Origin of the sequence: Mitsuaria chitosanitabida ATCC BAA-476 = NBRC 102408, assembly GCF_001598255.1 — a bacterium.
Taxonomy (GTDB): domain Bacteria; phylum Pseudomonadota; class Gammaproteobacteria; order Burkholderiales; family Burkholderiaceae_C; genus Roseateles; species Roseateles chitosanitabidus.
In genome coordinates, this window is record NZ_BCYP01000018.1 from 285,886 (window position 1) to 302,392 (window position 16,507).

At 69.0% G+C, this 16,507-nt stretch carries 16 protein-coding genes; 6 read left to right on the forward strand and 10 right to left on the reverse strand.

The features are described from left to right. Window position 1: 1 nt before the first annotated feature. Complete coding sequence (locus MCHT01_RS12120; RefSeq protein WP_067065580.1) at window positions 2-316, forward strand: STAS domain-containing protein; 315 nt, start codon at window positions 2-4, stop codon at window positions 314-316. 103 nt (window positions 317-419) lie between these two features. On the opposite strand, the gene MCHT01_RS12125 is transcribed toward MCHT01_RS12120, so the two are convergent. Next, window positions 420-1,280: a MurR/RpiR family transcriptional regulator gene (locus MCHT01_RS12125; protein ID WP_067065809.1), complete on the reverse strand. Its 861-nt coding sequence runs from the start codon at window positions 1,278-1,280 to the stop codon at window positions 420-422. A 10-nt stretch (window positions 1,281-1,290) separates the two neighbouring features. Further along, window positions 1,291-2,736 (reverse strand): glucose-6-phosphate dehydrogenase, encoded by a 1,446-nt coding sequence (zwf, locus tag MCHT01_RS12130; RefSeq protein WP_067065581.1) that lies wholly within the window; start codon window positions 2,734-2,736, stop codon window positions 1,291-1,293. Window positions 2,737-2,995: 259 nt separating this feature from the next. On the opposite strand from zwf, the gene tal reads away from it, so the two are divergent. The 3 genes from tal (at window position 2,996) to MCHT01_RS12145 (ending at window position 6,297) form a co-directional block, all read left to right on the forward strand. After that, window positions 2,996-3,946: a transaldolase gene (tal, locus tag MCHT01_RS12135; protein ID WP_067065582.1), complete on the forward strand. Its 951-nt coding sequence runs from the start codon at window positions 2,996-2,998 to the stop codon at window positions 3,944-3,946. Continuing rightward, window positions 3,943-5,571, forward strand: coding sequence for a glucose-6-phosphate isomerase (gene pgi / locus MCHT01_RS12140; protein ID WP_067065583.1), 1,629 nt, complete (start codon window positions 3,943-3,945; stop codon window positions 5,569-5,571). Before tal ends, pgi begins: the two co-directional genes overlap by 4 nt. 105 nt (window positions 5,572-5,676) lie before the next feature. Beyond that, window positions 5,677-6,297, forward strand: a complete 621-nt coding sequence (locus MCHT01_RS12145; protein WP_067065584.1) for an HAD family hydrolase — start codon at window positions 5,677-5,679, stop codon at window positions 6,295-6,297. Window positions 6,298-6,403: 106 nt separating this feature from the next. Here the strand turns inward: MCHT01_RS12145 and MCHT01_RS12150 are convergent, their stop codons facing one another. From MCHT01_RS12150 to MCHT01_RS12185, 8 genes are all read right to left on the reverse strand, one after another. Next, a complete protein-coding gene (locus MCHT01_RS12150) occupies window positions 6,404-6,613 on the reverse strand; it encodes a DNA gyrase inhibitor YacG (RefSeq protein ID WP_067065585.1) in 210 nt (69 codons plus the stop codon). A 51-nt stretch (window positions 6,614-6,664) separates the two neighbouring features. Continuing rightward, on the reverse strand, window positions 6,665-7,420 hold the full coding sequence (gene zapD / locus MCHT01_RS12155) for a cell division protein ZapD (RefSeq protein WP_067065810.1): 756 nt from the start codon (window positions 7,418-7,420) through the stop codon (window positions 6,665-6,667). A 76-nt stretch (window positions 7,421-7,496) separates the two neighbouring features. Next, window positions 7,497-8,090 carry a dephospho-CoA kinase gene (coaE, locus tag MCHT01_RS12160; protein WP_067065586.1) on the reverse strand — a complete coding sequence of 198 codons (594 nt, stop codon included), beginning with the start codon at window positions 8,088-8,090 and terminating at the stop codon, window positions 7,497-7,499. Between the two features lie 7 nt (window positions 8,091-8,097). Further along, window positions 8,098-9,036 carry a prepilin peptidase gene (locus MCHT01_RS12165; protein ID WP_420541827.1) on the reverse strand — a complete coding sequence of 313 codons (939 nt, stop codon included), beginning with the start codon at window positions 9,034-9,036 and terminating at the stop codon, window positions 8,098-8,100. Further along, the gene (locus tag MCHT01_RS12170) at window positions 9,037-10,272 is read right to left on the reverse strand and encodes a type II secretion system F family protein (RefSeq protein ID WP_067065587.1); all 1,236 of its coding nucleotides are present in this window, start codon (window positions 10,270-10,272) and stop codon (window positions 9,037-9,039) included. It abuts the gene before it with no gap. A 128-nt stretch (window positions 10,273-10,400) separates the two neighbouring features. After that, complete coding sequence (gene pilB / locus MCHT01_RS12175) at window positions 10,401-12,122, reverse strand: type IV-A pilus assembly ATPase PilB (protein ID WP_148661509.1); 1,722 nt, start codon at window positions 12,120-12,122, stop codon at window positions 10,401-10,403. A 257-nt stretch (window positions 12,123-12,379) separates the two neighbouring features. Continuing rightward, complete coding sequence (locus MCHT01_RS12180; protein ID WP_067065588.1) at window positions 12,380-13,468, reverse strand: FecR family protein; 1,089 nt, start codon at window positions 13,466-13,468, stop codon at window positions 12,380-12,382. Continuing rightward, window positions 13,465-14,043, reverse strand: coding sequence for an RNA polymerase sigma factor (locus MCHT01_RS12185; protein WP_245643244.1), 579 nt, complete (start codon window positions 14,041-14,043; stop codon window positions 13,465-13,467). Before MCHT01_RS12185 ends, MCHT01_RS12180 begins: the two co-directional genes overlap by 4 nt. Before the next feature lie 336 nt (window positions 14,044-14,379). Here MCHT01_RS12185 and MCHT01_RS12190 point away from each other — a divergent pair, with 336 nt between their 5' ends. Beyond that, window positions 14,380-15,408: an N-acetyltransferase DgcN family protein gene (locus MCHT01_RS12190; protein WP_067065590.1), complete on the forward strand. Its 1,029-nt coding sequence runs from the start codon at window positions 14,380-14,382 to the stop codon at window positions 15,406-15,408. Then, window positions 15,398-16,384: an N-acetyl-D-Glu racemase DgcA gene (gene dgcA, locus MCHT01_RS12195; RefSeq protein ID WP_067065591.1), complete on the forward strand. Its 987-nt coding sequence runs from the start codon at window positions 15,398-15,400 to the stop codon at window positions 16,382-16,384. The genes MCHT01_RS12190 and dgcA overlap by 11 nt, the downstream gene beginning before the upstream one ends. Window positions 16,385-16,507: the final 123 nt, after the last annotated feature.

Genomic DNA, 16,507 nt, shown 5'->3' on the forward strand with positions numbered 1-16,507 from the left:
GATGCTGAAGCTGCCGTCGCGGCTGCGCATGGACAACGTCCCGCAGGAGTGGGCGAAGCTGGAAGGCGCGCTGCGCGCCGAGTCGGCGCAGGTGGGCAACGCCGCCGGCCGCTCGGTGAGCCTGGACGCGAGCGGCCTGAACGACTTCGACTCCGCCGCGCTCAGCCTGCTGCTCAGCGCCCTGCGCCTGTGCGGGCAGGACGGCTGGCAGCTGACGCTGCATCAGGCCCCGCGCGAGCTGCGCGAGCTGGCCCGCGTCTATGGTCTGGAACAGCTGTTCTGGAGCGACGCCGCGGCGCCCGCGCAGGCCGCCTGAGCGATCTCGCTCCCCCAACGACGACGGGCCGCATCAGCGGCCCGTTTTCCTTTGGCGAGCGCCTTGCGTCGCCATCGAGGACCCCGCGTCGCGGAGCCGCCCTTCACTGCGCGTAGCGCTTGGTCCGCAGGTTGCGCTTGATCTCCTGCAGCATCGGGCGCAGGTTCTCGCCGAGTCGCAGCGCGACGCCGGTGGTGAGCACGTCCACCACGATCAGGTGCAGCAGCCGCGACACCATGGGGCTGTAGCGGTCGTAGTCCTCGGGGTGATCGACGGCCAGCAAGACCTGACCCGGCAACTGCCCCATCTGCGCGAGCGGGGATCCGCTGGCGGTGATGATGATCGTCGTCGCGCCCTTCTTGCGGGCGATCTCCGCGGCGTCCATCAGGTCTCGGCTGCGGCCCGAGTTGGAGATGATCACCGCGCAGTCCCCGCTGTCGAGCATGGTCGCGCTCATCAGCTGCACGTGGCCGTCGCTGCAGGCGAAGGTGTTCACGCCGAGGCGGAAGAACTTGTGCTGCGCGTCCTGCGCCACGATGCCGGAGTTGCCGACGCCGTAGAACTCGATGCGCCTGTGCTGGCGTGCCGCCTCGGACAGCGCCGTGATCGCGCGCTCGAAGGCATGGCTGGCCGCGTCGTTGCGGTAATGGAGCAGCGCCGCGACGGCGTTGTCCACCACCTTGACGATGAGGTCGCCGGGCTTGTCGTCCTCGTCCACCGCGCGGTGGACGAAGGGGACGCCTTCATTGACGCTGCCGGCCAGCTTGAGCTTGAAGTCCGCCAGCCCGTCATAGCCGACGCTGCGGCAGAAGCGCACCACCGTCGGCTTGCTGACGTGGGAGCGGTCGGCGAGCTCGCTCACCGGCAGGTTCGCGAAGGAGCGGGGATCGGCCAGCAGCAGCTTGGCGACCCGCTGCTCGGCGGGCGGCAGCGCGGGCAGCGCGGCCTTGATGCGTTCGAGCATGCTCATCGGGTCAGCACTCTTCGATCCAGGAGTGACCGTCCCGCGCGATCAGCGCGCTGGCGGCCGGCGGGCCCCAGCTGCCGGCGACGTAGGTGCGCGGGCCGGTGCTGTCCTGCTTCCAGAAATTCAGGATGGGCTCGACCCACTTCCAGGCTTGTTCCTGCTCGTCGCTGCGCACGAACAGATTCAGGCGGCCGGCGATCGCATCGAGCAGCAGACGCTCGTAGGCGCCGACCCGCGTGTGGGCGAAGGCCTTGTCGAAGTCCAGGTCCAGCGAGACGGGGCTCAGCGCCTCGGTGCTGGAGCCGCCCTTGTTGGCCATCAGCTGCAGCTCCAGGCCGTCCTCGGGTTGCAGCTTGATGATGAGCCGGTTGGGGCAGCTGCTGCCCGGGAAGATGGGATGCGGCACCGGGCGGAAGTTGATGACGATCTGCGCGTCGCGCGCCGCCAGGCGCTTGCCGGTGCGCAGATAGAAGGGCACGCCCGCCCAGCGCCAGTTCTGGATCTCGGTCTTGAGCGCGACGAAGGTCTCGGTGTGGCTGTCCGGGGGGATCTTGCCCTCGTCCAGATAGGCGGGCACCGGCTTGCCGTCGACGCTGCCGGCGCGGTACTGGCCGCGCACCACGTCGCGGGCGACGCTCTCGGCGGTGAAGGGCTTGAGTGCGCGCAGCACCTTGAGCTTCTCGTCGCGGATGGCGTCCGCGTCGTTGCTCGACGGGGCTTCCATCGCGATCATCGTCAGCAGCTGCAGCGCATGGTTCTGGATCATGTCGCGCAGGGCGCCGGTGCTGTCGTAGAACGGCCCGCGGGTGCCCACGCCCAGGCCTTCGGCCAGCGTGATCTGGATGTTGGCGATGCTCTCGCGACGCCACAGCGGCTCGAACAACGCGTTGCCGAAGCGCAGCGCCATCAGGTTCTGCACCGAGGGCTTGCCCAGGTAATGGTCGATGCGGAAGGCCTGCGTCTCGTCGAAGACCGAGCGCACCACCTTGTTGATCTCCTGCGCGCTGGCCAGGTCGTGACCCAGCGGCTTCTCCAGCACCACGCGCACCTTGGGGCCGTTCAGGCCGGCGGCGCCCAGCTGCTGGCAGATCTGCGTGAACAGGTGGGGGCTGGTGGCCAGGTACAGCACGACGGTGTCGGCGTTGCGCTCGCTCAGCCACTCCTTGAGCTTGCCGTAGTGCTCGGGCTGCGAGAGGTCCATGCGGCGGTAGTGCACCAGCTCGGAGAAGCGGGCGAACTCCTCGTCGTTGGGGCGCTTGCCGGCTTCCACTTCCTGGAAGCGCTCCTTGAGCCACTCGCGATAGCGCTCGTCGGTCTGCTCGTCACGGGCGACCGCCAGGATGCGGCCGCCCTCGGGCAGCTTGCCGTGGCGGAAGGCCTGGAACAGCGCTGGCATCAGCTTTCTCCAGGTCAGGTCACCGGTGCCACCAAAGAAGACGAGATCGAAGGACATGAGCGCGACGTTCCCGCGAGGGAACGGACAGTTTCGTGGGTTGCGATTCAGAACCGGCATCGCCGCCGGGAGAGGCGAAGATGTCTTGATGTAACGAAGTTACCGGAATTATGATGCCCCAGTTTCTTGAGGCGGTCAACGTGCCGCGGGGCATGCCGGGGAGGTCCGCGGCCCAGCGGTTCTAATACGGGGTTTCCCCCGCCACGCTCGCGGGGCAAAGCCGATTCCACCGTCCATCGCCCCCCCGGCGCCATCGCATATGAACCAGCTCGAACAACTCAAGGCCTTCACCACCGTCGTCGCCGACACCGGCAACTTCAAGCAGCTCGCGCAGTTCACGCCCCGCGATGCGACGACCAATCCGTCGCTGATCCTGAAGGCGGTGCAGTCGCCCGACTACGCCCACCTGCTGGAGGACACCGTCGCGGCGCACAAGACCGAGACGCTGGACCTGATCGTCGACAAGGTGCTGGTGGCCTTCGGCCTGGAGATCCTGAAGGTGGTCCCGGGCCGCGTCTCGACCGAGGTCGACGCGCGCCTGAGCTTCGACACCGTGGCCACGCTGGCCCGCGCGCGCCGCCTGATCGGCCTGTACGAAGCCGCCGGCATCGGCCGCGACCGCGTGCTGATCAAGATCGCCTCGACCTGGGAAGGCATCCAGGCCGCGCGCGAGCTGGAAGCCGAGGGCATCCACACCAACCTGACGCTGCTGTTCTCCTTCTGCCAGGCCGTGGCCTGCGGCGAGAACGGCATCCAGCTGATCTCCCCGTTCGTCGGCCGCATCTACGACTGGTACAAGAAGTCCGCCGGCGCGAGCTGGGACGAGGCCGCCAGCGCCGGCGTCAACGATCCGGGCGTCAAATCGGTCGCCGCGATCTACAACTACTTCAAGAAGCACGGCATCCAGACCGAGGTCATGGGCGCCAGCTTCCGCAACGTGGGTCAGATCCAGGCGCTGGCCGGCTGCGATCTGCTGACCATCAGCCCCGACCTGCTGGCCCAGCTGCAGGCCAACGAGACGCCGCTCACGCGCGTGCTCGACGCTGACGCGGCCAAGGCACAGGATCTGCCCAAGGTCTCCTTCAACGAGGCGGCCTTCCGCTTCGCCCTCAACCAGGACGCCATGGCCACCGAGAAGCTGGCCGAAGGCATCCGCCTGTTTGCCGTCGACGCCGGCAAGCTGGACCAGATGATCGAAAGCCTGCGATGACCGAGTTCCCGCGTTGCGACCGCAGCCCGACCTGGGCAGCCCTGCAATCCCATTTCCAGCAATCCGGCCGCGCGTTCGACGTGCGCCAGGCCTTCGCGGCCGATCCCGAGCGCTTCGCCTCGTGGTCGCTGCAGGCGCCGGAGGTCTTCGCGGATCTCTCGAAGAACCGCATCGACCGCGCCACGCTGGATCTGCTGCTGCAGCTGGCCCGGGACGTGCAACTGACGGCGCAGCGCGAGGCGCTCTTCAACGGGGATCCCATCAATGCGACCGAGGGGCGCGCGGTGCTGCACACGGCGCTGCGCGCGCCGGCGGGGAAGGGCCCGTTCACCGACGAGGTGCAGGCGTCGTTGACGCGCATGCTCGCGTTCGCCGACGGCGTGCGCGATCAGGCGAAGAGCGGCATCACCGACGTCGTGCACATCGGCATCGGCGGCTCGGACCTCGGTCCGGCCATGGTCGTGCAGGCCTTGCAGTCGTATGTGCCGGCCGGCCTGCGCCTGCATTTCGTCTCCAACGTCGACGGGCATGACCTGGCCCCGGTACTGCGCGAGCTGGACCCGGCGACGACGCAGTTCATCGTCGCGTCCAAGACCTTCACCACGCAGGAGACGCTGGCCAACGCGATGGCCGCGCGCGCCTGGTTCCTGGCCGCCGGCGGCACCGACGTGGCGAAGCACTTCGCCGCCACCACCAGCAACGCCAAGGCGGCGGCTGATTTCGGCATCGACACCACCTTCGGCTTCTGGGACTGGGTGGGGGGGCGCTACTCGCTCTGGTCGGTGATCGGCCTGCCGATCGCGATCGCCGTGGGTTCGGAGAACTTCCGCGCGCTGCTGGCCGGTGCGCACGCGATGGACCAGCATTTCCGCGAGGCGCCGCTGGAGCGGAACCTCCCCGTGCTGCTGGGCCTGCTGGACGTCTGGTATCGCAACTTCCACGGCTTCACGAGCCGCTCGGTGGCCCCGTACCACCAGGGCCTGCGCCGGCTGCCCGCCTACCTGCAGCAGCTGGAGATGGAGAGCAACGGCAAGGGCGTTGATCGCGAGGGCGATCCGCTGAGCTTCGCGACCAGCCCGGTCGTGTGGGGCGAGGCCGGCACCAACGGCCAGCACGCCTACTTCCAGATGCTGCACCAGGGCACGGACGTGATCCCGGTGGAGTTCATCGCGGTGAAGACGCCCAACTTCGGCGCGCATGTGGGCGGCGAGTGGCTGGACCGTCTGAAGGACCAGCACGTCAAGCTGCTGGCCAACTGCCTGGCGCAGTCGCAGGCCCTGATGCAGGGCAAGACCGCCGAGGTCGCGCGCGCCGAGTTCGCGCCCACGGCATCGAAGGAGCTCGACCCCGATGTCCTGTCGCGTCACCGCAGCTTCACCGGCAACCGGCCCAGCACCACCTTGCTGCTGGACGCGCTGACGCCGTCCTCGCTGGGCGCGCTGATCGCGCTGTACGAGCACCGCGTGTTCGTCAGCGGTGCCGTGTGGAACATCAACAGCTTCGACCAGTGGGGCGTGGAGCTGGGCAAGGCGCTGTGCAACGGCCTGCTGCCGCGACTGGCGAGCGGCGATGCCGCGGGCCTGGACGGCTCCACCGCCGGCCTGCTGAACAAGCTGCGCGCCTGACGCCGCGGCGAAGGTCGGGACCTGCCGGCCTTCGTCGCTCGGCCGTCCCGTTCCCGTTCCCGTTTTCATCGGGCCGCACAGGCTCGCCCTCCAGAGATTCAGAGCATGAAGATTGTTTTCGACTTCGGCGCGGTGCTGTTCCGCTGGCATCCGCCGAGCTTCCTGGCCCGCGTGTGGGCCCATCGCGCGGCTGACGAGATCCAGGGCGCCGCGCTCGCCAAGGACCTGTTCCAGGACTACAGCGGCGACTGGGGCGCCTTCGACCAGGGCCTGATCGACGCGCCGACCACCGCCGACCGCATCCACGCCCGCACCGGCTGGCCGCGCGAGGAGATCGTGGCGGTGATGGACGCGGTCCCGTCGGAGCTGCGCCTCATCGAGGGCTCGGCCGCGCTGATCCAGGAACTCAAGGCGCAGGGCCACACGCTGCACTTCCTGTCCAACATGCCGGAGCCCTACGCGGACTATCTGGAGCAGAGCTTCCCGCTGAAGGACTGGTTCGTGTCGGGGGTGTTCTCGGGCCGGGTCAAGCAGTCCAAGCCCTCGCGCGCGATCTTCGATCTGGCGCAAGAGCAGTTCGACGCGAAGCCGGAGGAGCTGTTCTTCCTCGATGACCATCCGGCCAACATCGCGGCGGCGAAGGCGCTGGGCTGGCACACCCATCTGTTCACGACGCCCGAGCTGGCGCGCGAGGACCTGGTGCGGCGGGAACTGCTGCCCGCCTGAGCCGCTCGGACGTCCAGGTTCGAGCGCTCAAAGCAGAACCGGCCTGACGGCCGGTTTTTTCATGGGCGCCCGCGGGGGGGCGGGCGTGGCGCGTCGCGCGCCGAGATCACTTCGAGGCTTCGTCCTCGTCGACGGTCGTGGGCGGCGCGGGCATGCGGAAGGACTCGTCGGACCAATGGCCCAGGTCGATCTGCCGGCAGCGCTCGCTGCAGAAGGGGCGCCACAGGTTGCTGGGCGCGAAGATGCTGTCGCCGCCGCAGGTGGGGCAGGGGACGATGCGCGGCGTCGGCGTGGCGGGGATGAATTTCTCGGGCATGGCGGAAGCGGGGACGGCGAGGCGCGTCGTCGCGATGAACGCGTCAGCGCCTCAGGAGCAAAGGGTCAGTTCGAAGGTGGCGTCGACCGGCGCCGGTTTCAAGCGGCCGTCCTCGTCCTGGCGCATCAGGCGGATGGAGACCATCAGGCGGTGGCCGCTGATCTCGGGCACCAGGCCCAGGCTGGGATCGATGCGCATGCGCAGCAACTGGAAGCTGCGGCCGGGCGGGAGGCTCTGCTGGTACTGGCCGCCGTGCGCCGCCACCTTGTGCGGCGAACCACTGTCGCGCAGCAGGCCCAGCAGCACGTTGAGCGCCTCGGCCATGGGCATCAGCGTCTGCGCCCATTGCATCAGGTCGTTGCGGCGCCGCACCGGCAGCAGCTGCTGCCAGGCGTAGTACGCGGGCAGGTCGAACTCGCAGGTGCCGCCGGGGATGGAGATCCGGCTGCGGATGCTCATCAGCCACTCGTTGGTGGTCAGGATGTGGCCGGCCTTGCCGGGCAACTGGTTGAGCTTGTCGAAGGCGACGTCGATGCGGCCGACGACTTCGTCCAGGACGGCCTCGGACACCGCGGGGTTGCCGCGGTAGCTGTTGAACTGGGTGCGGTGGCGCTCCAGATCCTTCAGCAGATCGGCCTTGAGGTCGGCCCGGGACGCGACGTCCATCACCTCGAAGATGGTGGCGAGCGCGTAGTGATGGTCCAGCGCGGTGTCGCGCGCCATCAGCTGACCGAGCCGATCGAACAGATGTTCCAGCCTGAGCATCGTGCGGATGCTCTCGTTGAACGGATATTCGTAGAGGACCAAGTCGACCATCCCTTTGCGGCAAGCGGCCATTGTTCCACAGTGCCGCGGCGCATCACCCCGATCGGGTGAGGGGTGGTCAGAACAGGGGACTGCGCAGCAGCGCGCCGACCTCCGCCTGGAGCGCCTCGAGCGTGAGGCCGTCGTTGTAGAGGACCGCGTCCGCGGCGCCGCGCCGCGCGGCCCGATCGGCCTGCTGCGCGAGGATGGCCCGCACGGCCGCCTCGCTCAGGCCCGAGCGCGCCATCACGCGCTCGATCTGCGTGGATTCTCGACAGTCCACCACGACCACCCGGTCCACCTGCCGGCGCCAGCGGCCGGACTCGACCAGCAGCGGCACGTCGAAGACCACGATCTGTCCCGGCGCCGCGAGCGCCGCCTGGCGGGTGGTCTCGTCGCCGATCATCGGATGCAGGATGGCCTCGAGGCGCCGCTTGGCGCCGGGATCGCGGAAGGCGAGTTCGCGCATCGCGGCGCGGTCCAGCGCGCCGTCGGCCGTGACGAAGCCGGGCCCGAAGGCCTGCGCGATCGCCGGCATCGCGGCGCCGCCGGGCAGGGTCAGGGCCCGGGAGATGGCGTCCGTGTCGACGAGCAGCGCGCCGCCCTGGATCACCAGGGCCTGCGCGACCGTGCTCTTGCCGCTGCCGATGCCGCCGGTCAGGCCGATGCGCATGGGGGCCTCAGGGGTGCAGCCACCAGGTGATGATGCGGCCGGGTCCGACCAGCAGCACCAGCAGCGCGCCGCCGGCCAGGAAGGGACCGAAGGGGACGTAGCGGCCCTCGCGCAGGTCGCCGCGCCACTTCATCGCCAGGCCGACGACGGTGCCCACAAGCGAGGCGGCCAGCGCCACGGGCAGGACCAGTTGCCAGCCCAGCCAGGCGCCGATGCCGGCCAGCAGCTTGAAGTCGCCGTAGCCCATGCCTTCCTTGTTGAACAGCAGCTTGTAGCCCCAGTAGATGAGCCACAGCGGCAGGTAGCCGACCACCGCGCCGATCACGGCGTCATGCGGGCTCACCGGCGTCCAGCCCAGCACGGACAGGAACAGGCCCGCCCACAGCAGTGGCTGGTTGATGCTCTCCGGCAGGAAGGTCGTGTCCCAGTCGATGCCGGCCAGCGCCACCAGCGCGGCCGCGAAGCCGCCATAGAGCAGGGCGACCGGCTGGCTGTTGAAGTTCCAGGCGATGCCGGCGAACAGCAGCCCGGTCAGCAGCTCGACGAAGGGGTAGCGGAACGAGATGCCCGCGCGACAGGACGAGCAGCGGCCGCGCAGCAGCAGCCAGCCCACCAGCGGGAGGTTCTCATGCCAGCGCAGCACGTGACCGCAGTGCGGGCAGCGCGAGGCGGGACGGGCCAGCGACATCGGGGGCAGCTGCTGGAGCGACTCGTCCAGCACCTTCGCGGCCTGCGCGACCTGGACCGAGCGGGCCTCGTCCAGGCCGCCGAATTCCCGCAGCTCGTCCTCGTTCTGCAGTTGCTCGGCGTACTCGCCCAGCCACTCGCGCTGCATGATCACCGGCAGCCGGTAGATCACGACGTTCAGGAAACTGCCGATGCACAGTCCGATCAGGCCCAGGAACCAGGGCGACAGCAGGGCGTCCTGCAACTCCGGGGTCAACACTCAGACCACCGCGCCCAGCTTGAAGATCGGCAGGTACATGGCGATCACGATGCCGCCGATGACCGTGCCCAGGAACACGATGATGATGGGTTCCATCAGGCTGGACAGCGCCTTGACCGCCTCGTCCACTTCTTCCTCGTAGAAGTCGGCCGACTTGCCCAGCATGTGGTCGAGCGAGCCGGACTCCTCGCCGATCGAGGACATCTGCAGGACCATGATCGGGAAGATGCCGGTCGTCTGCATCGAGGTCGTCAGCGAGGCGCCGGTCGAGACGTCGCGCTGGATCTTCTCGGTCGCTTCGAGGAAGACCGCATTGCCAGAAGCGCCGCCCACGGAATCCAGGGCTTCCACCAGTGGCACGCCTGCGGCGAACATTGTCGACAGCGTGCGCGTCCACCGCGCCACCGCCGCCTTGTAGATCAACTGGCCAAAGATGGGCAGCTTCAACAGGAGGCGGTCCATGACCTTCTGCATCTTCTCGGACCGCTTCCAGGACTGAAGGAAGAAGTAGATGCCGCCGCCCAGTCCCCCGAAGATCAGCCACCAGTAGGCGACGAAGATCTCCGACATCTTCATCACGAACAGCGTCGGGGCCGGCAGGTCGGCGCCGAAGGAGGTGAAGACTTCCTTGAACGAGGGGATCACGAAGATCATGATGACCGCGGTGACGACGAAAGCCACGATCATCACGGCGATGGGGTAGGTCAGCGCTGACTTGATCTTGCCCTTCAGGGCGACCGTCTTCTCCTGATAGATCGCCAAGCGGTCGAGCAGCGCCTCCAGGATGCCGCCCGACTCACCGGCCTCGACCAGATTGCAGTACAGCGCGTCGAAATAGATCGGATGCTTGCGGAAGGCGGCCGACAACGACGTGCCGGTCTCGACGTCCTGCCGGATGTCGGTCAGCAGCTTGGTCAGGCGGGGGTTGCTGCTGCCGCGCGCGACGATGTCGAAGGCCTGCAGCAGCGGGACGCCGGCGCGCATCATCGTCGCCAACTGGCGCGTGAACACGGCGATGTCCTTCTGCTTGATCCGGCTGCCGCCGGAGGCTCGGCGCTTCTTGACCTTCGTGACCAGGATGCCTTGGCGGCGCAGGGAGGCGCTGATGACGGCCTCGCCGCCCGCGCGCATTTCACCGCGGACGATCTTGCCGTTGCGGTCCTTCCCTTCCCACTCGAAGATGAATTCCTTGATGCCCTTGCCAGCGCCCTTCGCGCCTGCGGTGGTCGTCGCCATATCACCTCCTGCCGTCGCGCCGCCCGGGCGGCGCTCCCAATGTCTTTGACTCGTTGATCTGCCGGTCCCCACGACAGGGGTCCGCACGCATGAACGCGGCGCCCGTGGGCGCCGCGTTCATGCCGGACTCATTCGTTGGTGGCCGCCAGTACCTCTTCCAGGGTCGTGACGCCCAGCCGGACCTTGACCAGCCCGGACTGGCGCAGATCCCGCACGCCGTCCGCGCGGGCCTGATCGGCGATGTCCAGGGCCGTTCCCTCGGCCAGGATGATCCGCTGGATCGCCTCGCTGATGGGCATCACTTGGTAAAGACCGACACGTCCTCGATAACCATTGTTGCAACTTGAGCAGCCTACGGCCCGATACGGCTTCCAGCTGCCGTCGAGATCCTCTTCCGCGTAGCCCGCGCGCAGCATGGCCTCGCGCGGGAAGTCCGCGGGCGCCTTGCAGTTCTCGCACAGCCGGCGCACCAGGCGCTGGGCGGTGATCAGCAGCACGCTGGAGGCGATGTTGAACGGGGCCACCCCCATGTTCAGCAGGCGTGTGAGGGTCTTCGGGGCGTCGTTCGTGTGCAGCGTCGACATCACCATGTGACCGGTCTGCGCGGCCTTGATGGCGATGTCGGCGGTCTCGAGATCCCGGATCTCGCCGACCATGATGATGTCCGGATCCTGACGCAGGAAGGCCTTCAGCGCGGCCGAGAAGGTCAGGCCCGCCTTGTCGTTGACGTTGACCTGGTTGATGCCGGGCAGGTTGATTTCCGCCGGGTCCTCGACGGTCGAGATGTTGGTGCCGGGCTGATTCAGGATGTTCAGGCAGGTGTACAGCGACACCGTCTTGCCCGAGCCCGTCGGCCCGGTGACCAGGATCATCCCGTAGGGCCGGTGGATGCACTGCAGCAGCCGGTCCTTCTCGATCTTCTCGTAGCCCAGCGCCTCGATGCCCAGCCGGGCCGAGGACGGGTCCAGGATACGGATCACGATCTTCTCGCCGAAGAGCGTCGGCAGCGTCGAGACCCGGAAGTCGATCGCCTTGGAGCCGAACTTGAGCTTCATCCGGCCGTCCTGCGGGATGCGGCGCTCGGCGATGTCCAGGCGGGAGATGACCTTGATCCGCGAGGACAGCTTGTCCTTGATCGCGATCGGGGGCTGGGTGATCTCGCGCAGCTCGCCGTCGACGCGGAAGCGGACGCGGTAGTGGTACTCGTAGGGCTCGAAGTGGAGGTCGGACGCCCGCATGTTGATCGCGTCGACCAGCATCTTCTGGAGGAAACGCACCACCGGCGCGTCCTCGACGTCGGCGATCTCCTGCGATTCCTCGGCGGGCGCGGTCTCCTCCTCGGCGATGTCGAAGTCGAAGTCCTCGCCGGACATCGCCTCGAGCGCCTCCGAGGCGCTGGCCGCCGCGATGCCCAGCAGTTTCGCGAGCTTGTCGTGCTCGACGATGATCCATTCCGGCGTCAGCTGGGTCGCGAACTTGATGCGCTCGACGACCTCCTGCTCGGTCGGGTCGGCGCCGCCGATGAACAGCCGGTTGCCACGGCGCGCCAGCACGACGACCTGGTACTGGGCCGCCAGCTTGGCGTCGATGATGTTCTGCGGGAGCTTGTGCGCGTCGACCGCGTTGAGGTCCATCAGCGGCAGCGCCAGCGCATGGGACAGCGTATGGGCGAGGTCGAACGACGACACCGCCCCGGCGGCGATCACGGCGTTGACGAAGCTGATCTTCTTCTCGCGCGCCTGCCGCACCAGGTCCTCGGCCGCCTGCGGCTTGAGCCTGCCGGCGTGCACGAGCACGCGGGCGACGCCGGAAAGGGCGGACTGAGGAGGTTCGGCCAGGGTGGTGTCCACGGATGTCGCGATCGGGTTGGGTTGCCGTGCCCCGACAGGCACGGAGCAGCCCTGCACTGTACCCCCATGGATGATGGGTCGACGGCGGGGCCGACCCGGTGTCTCACCGAAGACGGACGCTTCGTGCAATATCGACTTCGGTCACTGGAAATTGAGCCCGAAATGTTGCAGCGTCATGCGCTTTCCCCAGGATCGCGTCGCCACCGCCCCGCCAGGGTCCGGTCATCGCCCCGCCGCGGCCTCCCGTCATCGGGGCTTCATGACCCCGGGCTGGAGACGCGGATCTCCTCGCCCACGTCCTGGACCTGCAGGCCGAAGCCCGCGTGCAGCAGGCGCGCGAAGGCCTCGACATTGCCCGCCTCGAACACACCGCCGATGACGATGCGCTCGGCGGCGGCGTCCTGGATGACCAGCTGCTTCCTGCCGTAGCGGTTGAACTGGCGGGCGGCCTCGGCCAGCGTGACCTCGTTGAGCACCAGCTTGCCCTGCAGCCAGCCCAGCCGGGCGGAGAGCTGCTGCGGCGAGACGCGGGTGACGAGCAGGTTGTCGGCCTCCGCCACCGCGGTGTCGGCGCGCGCCAGCACGGTGGGGCGGCTGCTGGCCTGATCGGCCTGCACCTGGACGCGGCCTTCCAGCACGGTCACCCGCAGCTTGTCCCCGTCCCGCTGGAGCGAGAACTTGGTCCCCAGCACCGTCACCCGCTGCTTGCCGGCGTGGATGACGAAGGGGCGCTGCGCGTCGTGGGCGATGTCGAAGAAGGCCTCGCCGCTCTGCAGCCAGACCTGGCGGGATTGCGGCGTGACTTCGGTGCGCACCTGGGTGGCGGTGTTCAGGGTCAGTTGGGAGCCGTCGGCCAGCATCACCGATTCGCGCTGGCCGCGCGCGGTGGCGTAGTCGACGGTCTCCGGACGCGGACCGACGACCTGCAGCCCCAGCACCAGGGCCAGCGTCGCCAGGCCGACGCCGGCCGCGCCGCGCCACAGGGCGGGGCGCGCGGAGAGCCAGCCGGGCAAGCCGGCCGAGGTCCCACCGGACCGCCGACCAGTGCGCCAGCCCGACATCCCCGCGGGCTTGCGGCCGGCGGCCTCGCCCCGGACGTCCAGCCCCGGCGACTCGGGCGCGGCCAGCGGCGGCGCGCCGGGCTGCAGGGCCCGCAGCCGCTCGGCCCGCTGCCAGGCCTGCTCCAGGCGCAGGTAGGCGACGCGGTGCGCGGTCGACGCGGCGAGCCACGCGTCCAGCGCGGTCCGGCGCTCGGGCGGGAGTTGCCCGTTCGAGCGGTCGCGCTCCGCGATCCAGTCGGCCGCGCAGGTCTCGATGTCGTTCAGCTCGCTGTTCTTGTACTTCATTGTGTTTTCCGTCCCTTTCGCAGCGGAGCGGCGGCCGGCGTGGCGCCGCCGCTGCCTTGCCCCGCGGACTGCAGCGCCTGGGCCAGGGCGCGCACGCCCTTGGACACCTGGCGTTCCACCGTGTCCTCGGTGATGCCCATGCGCGCGGCGACCTCCCGCTGCGACAGACCTTCGATCTTGCGCAGCTCGATCACCTCGCGACATCGCGCGGGCAGCAGGTTCAGCGCCAGCTGCAGCAGCTTGAGCTCGCTGCGGGCGGCCAGATGGCGCTCGGGGCTGAGCTCGTCCAGCGTGGGCGCCAGCGCCTCGATGTCGGCATAGGTCTCGATGGACACGATCTGCGCGCGCCGGGCGCGGTCGATCAGCAGGTTGCGCGCGGTCGTCAGCAGGAAGGCCTGGGTGGACTCGGGCTTGCAGCGGGCGCAGCCGTCGTAGACGCGGGCATAGACCTCCTGACGCAGGTCGGGGATCTCGTCCATGTCTCGCCAGTTGCGTCTGAGAAATCGTTCCAGCATGGCCTCCTGGGGCAGCACTTCATCCACGAACCAGGCGTTCAACTCATCGGTGTTCAACACGGCTCCTCATGCCGACGGGGCTCGCCACGATCTGTGGACGGTGTCCGCCTGTCATTCAAGACGAAGCGCGCACGCAAATCCGGTATGGGCGGCGCAAAGATTCTGCGCCCGCCCACGCGGACCGGGGGAATACCCGAAGGCGGCGCGGAAGTCCGCCCGCCCCTCGTCTTCAAGGACAGCCGCCCCATGGCGTCCGAGCCCGGGCTCCGACCCGGGCACCGACCGCCGTACCGGCGGCCCGCGGCGCCCAAGCGCCCCTGTCCCCGATCGCCCCCGGGCGCCCCGGAGCGCTCGCGATCCTTCTTCGATTTCCTTTTCTCCGCGGATGGTTCCGACATGCTTGTATTGCGAAAACCCTATCTGATCTTCCTCGGCGACGTGAGTTCCGCCGTCGATGCGAAGACCGCCTTCGGCGTCGCCGACTGGTGTCCCGAGGACGTGCTGGGCGAGCTCGCCTTCCCCGACGCCCGCGTCAGCACCGGCAAGCCGGCCATGACCATCGCCGAGGCGGCGGCCGCCGGCGCCGGCTCGCTGCTGATCGGCATCGCGCCGGTCGGCGGCAAGCTGCCGGTGCACTGGCTGCCGACCCTGCTGGACGCGGTGCGCGCGGGCCTGGACATCGTCAGCGGTCTCCACCAGCGCCTGGGCGATCTGCCCGGGCTGGCCGATGCCGCGCGCTCGGCCGGCGTGCAGCTGCACGACGTGCGCCACGGCGCCTGGCCGCGCGTCACCGGCACCGGCCGCAAGCGCACCGGTCGGCGCGTGCTGACCGTGGGCACCGATTGCGCGCTGGGCAAGAAGTACACCGCGCTGGCGCTGACCCGCGCGCTGCAGGCCCGCGGCCTGGCGGCCAGCTTCCGGGCGACCGGCCAGACGGGCGTGATGATCTCCGGCAGCGGCGTGGCGATCGACGCGGTGGTGTCCGACTTCGTCGCGGGCGTGGCCGAGCAGCTCTCGCCCGACAACGCGCCCGATCACTGGGATGTGATCGAGGGCCAGGGCTCGCTGTTCCATCCCGCCTATGCGGGCGTCACGCTGGGGCTGCTGCATGGCTCGCAGCCCGACGCGCTGGTGCTGTGCCACCACGTCGGCCGGGAGCACATCGCCAGCCTGCCGGACTTCCCGCTGCCGTCGCTGAGCGAGGCCATCGAGGCCTACCTGGGCGCCGGCCGCCTGACCAACGCGGCGGTGCGCTGTGTCGGCGTCAGCGTCAATTCGTCCGCGCTGAGCGAGGACGAGTGGCGCCTCTATCGCGAGCGGGTCGAGGCCGAGCTGGGCCTGCCCGTCGTCGATCCCCTGCGCGGCGGCGTCGAGCGCCTGGCCGATGCGATCCATTCTTCCGAGGAGTTGTCCCATGCTGCTTGAATGCACCCTGGCCGGCGAGAGCTGGCCCCTGCGCGAACCCTTCGAGATCTCGCGCGGCGTGATGACCGAGATCAAGGTGCTGGTCGTGCGCCTGCGCGATGAGCAGGGCAGGAGCGGCTATGGCGAGGCCACCGGCGTGCCCTACAAGGGCGAGACGCAGGCCACGATGGCGGCGCAGATCGAGGCCGTGCGCGGGCGGCTGCAGGTGGATCTGAGCGGCGCCGATCTGATGAGCCTGCTGCCGCCTGGAGGGGCGCGCAATGCGCTGGATTGCGCGTTGTGGGACCTGCGGGCGAAGCAGGCGGGCAGGGCGGCTTGGCAGATGGCGGGGCTGTCGCGGGTGGAGCCGGTGCTGACGGCCTACACGATCGGTCTGGGGAGCGAAGCGGATGTGCGGCGCAAGATTCGCGCGGCGCGGCATCTGCCGCTGCTCAAGCTGAAGGCGGATGGGACGCGGCATCTGGACATGGTGCGATTCGCGCGGGAGGAGCATCCGGAGGCGCGCCTGGTGATCGATGCGAATCAGGCGTGGAGTCGAGAACTGCTGGAGCGCATCCTGCCGGAGCTGCAGGCGCAGGGGGTGGAGCTGATCGAGCAGCCGGTGGAGCGTGGGCAGGATGCGGCGCTGGACGGGTTGGTCTCGCCGATTCCGCTGGCGGCGGACGAGTCGTGCGTGGATCGCGGCTCGTTGTCGGCGCTGGCGGGGCGGTATCAGTACGTGAACATCAAGCTCGACAAGTCGGGCGGGCTGACCGAGGGCTTGGCGTTGGCGGCCGAGGCGAAGAGGATGGGCTTCGGGCTGATGGTGGGGAATATGGGCGGCACGTCGTTGGCGATGGCGCCGGCGCATCTGATCGCGCAGGAGTGCGCGTATGTGGATCTGGACGGGCCGATGCTGATGAGCGCGGATCGGTCGCCGGCGATGCGGTATGAGGGGGCGATGCTGGAGGGGGCGGAGGTGGGGCTCTGGGGCTGAGACCTTTCGATCCCCTCGCCCGCGTTAGCCCCTCGCCCGCTTGCGGGAGAGGGGTTGGGGTGAGGGCCGGTGCAGACAGCGAGCGCTACTGGCCTTCGCAAGCGCCATCGGGATTCGAAGAGG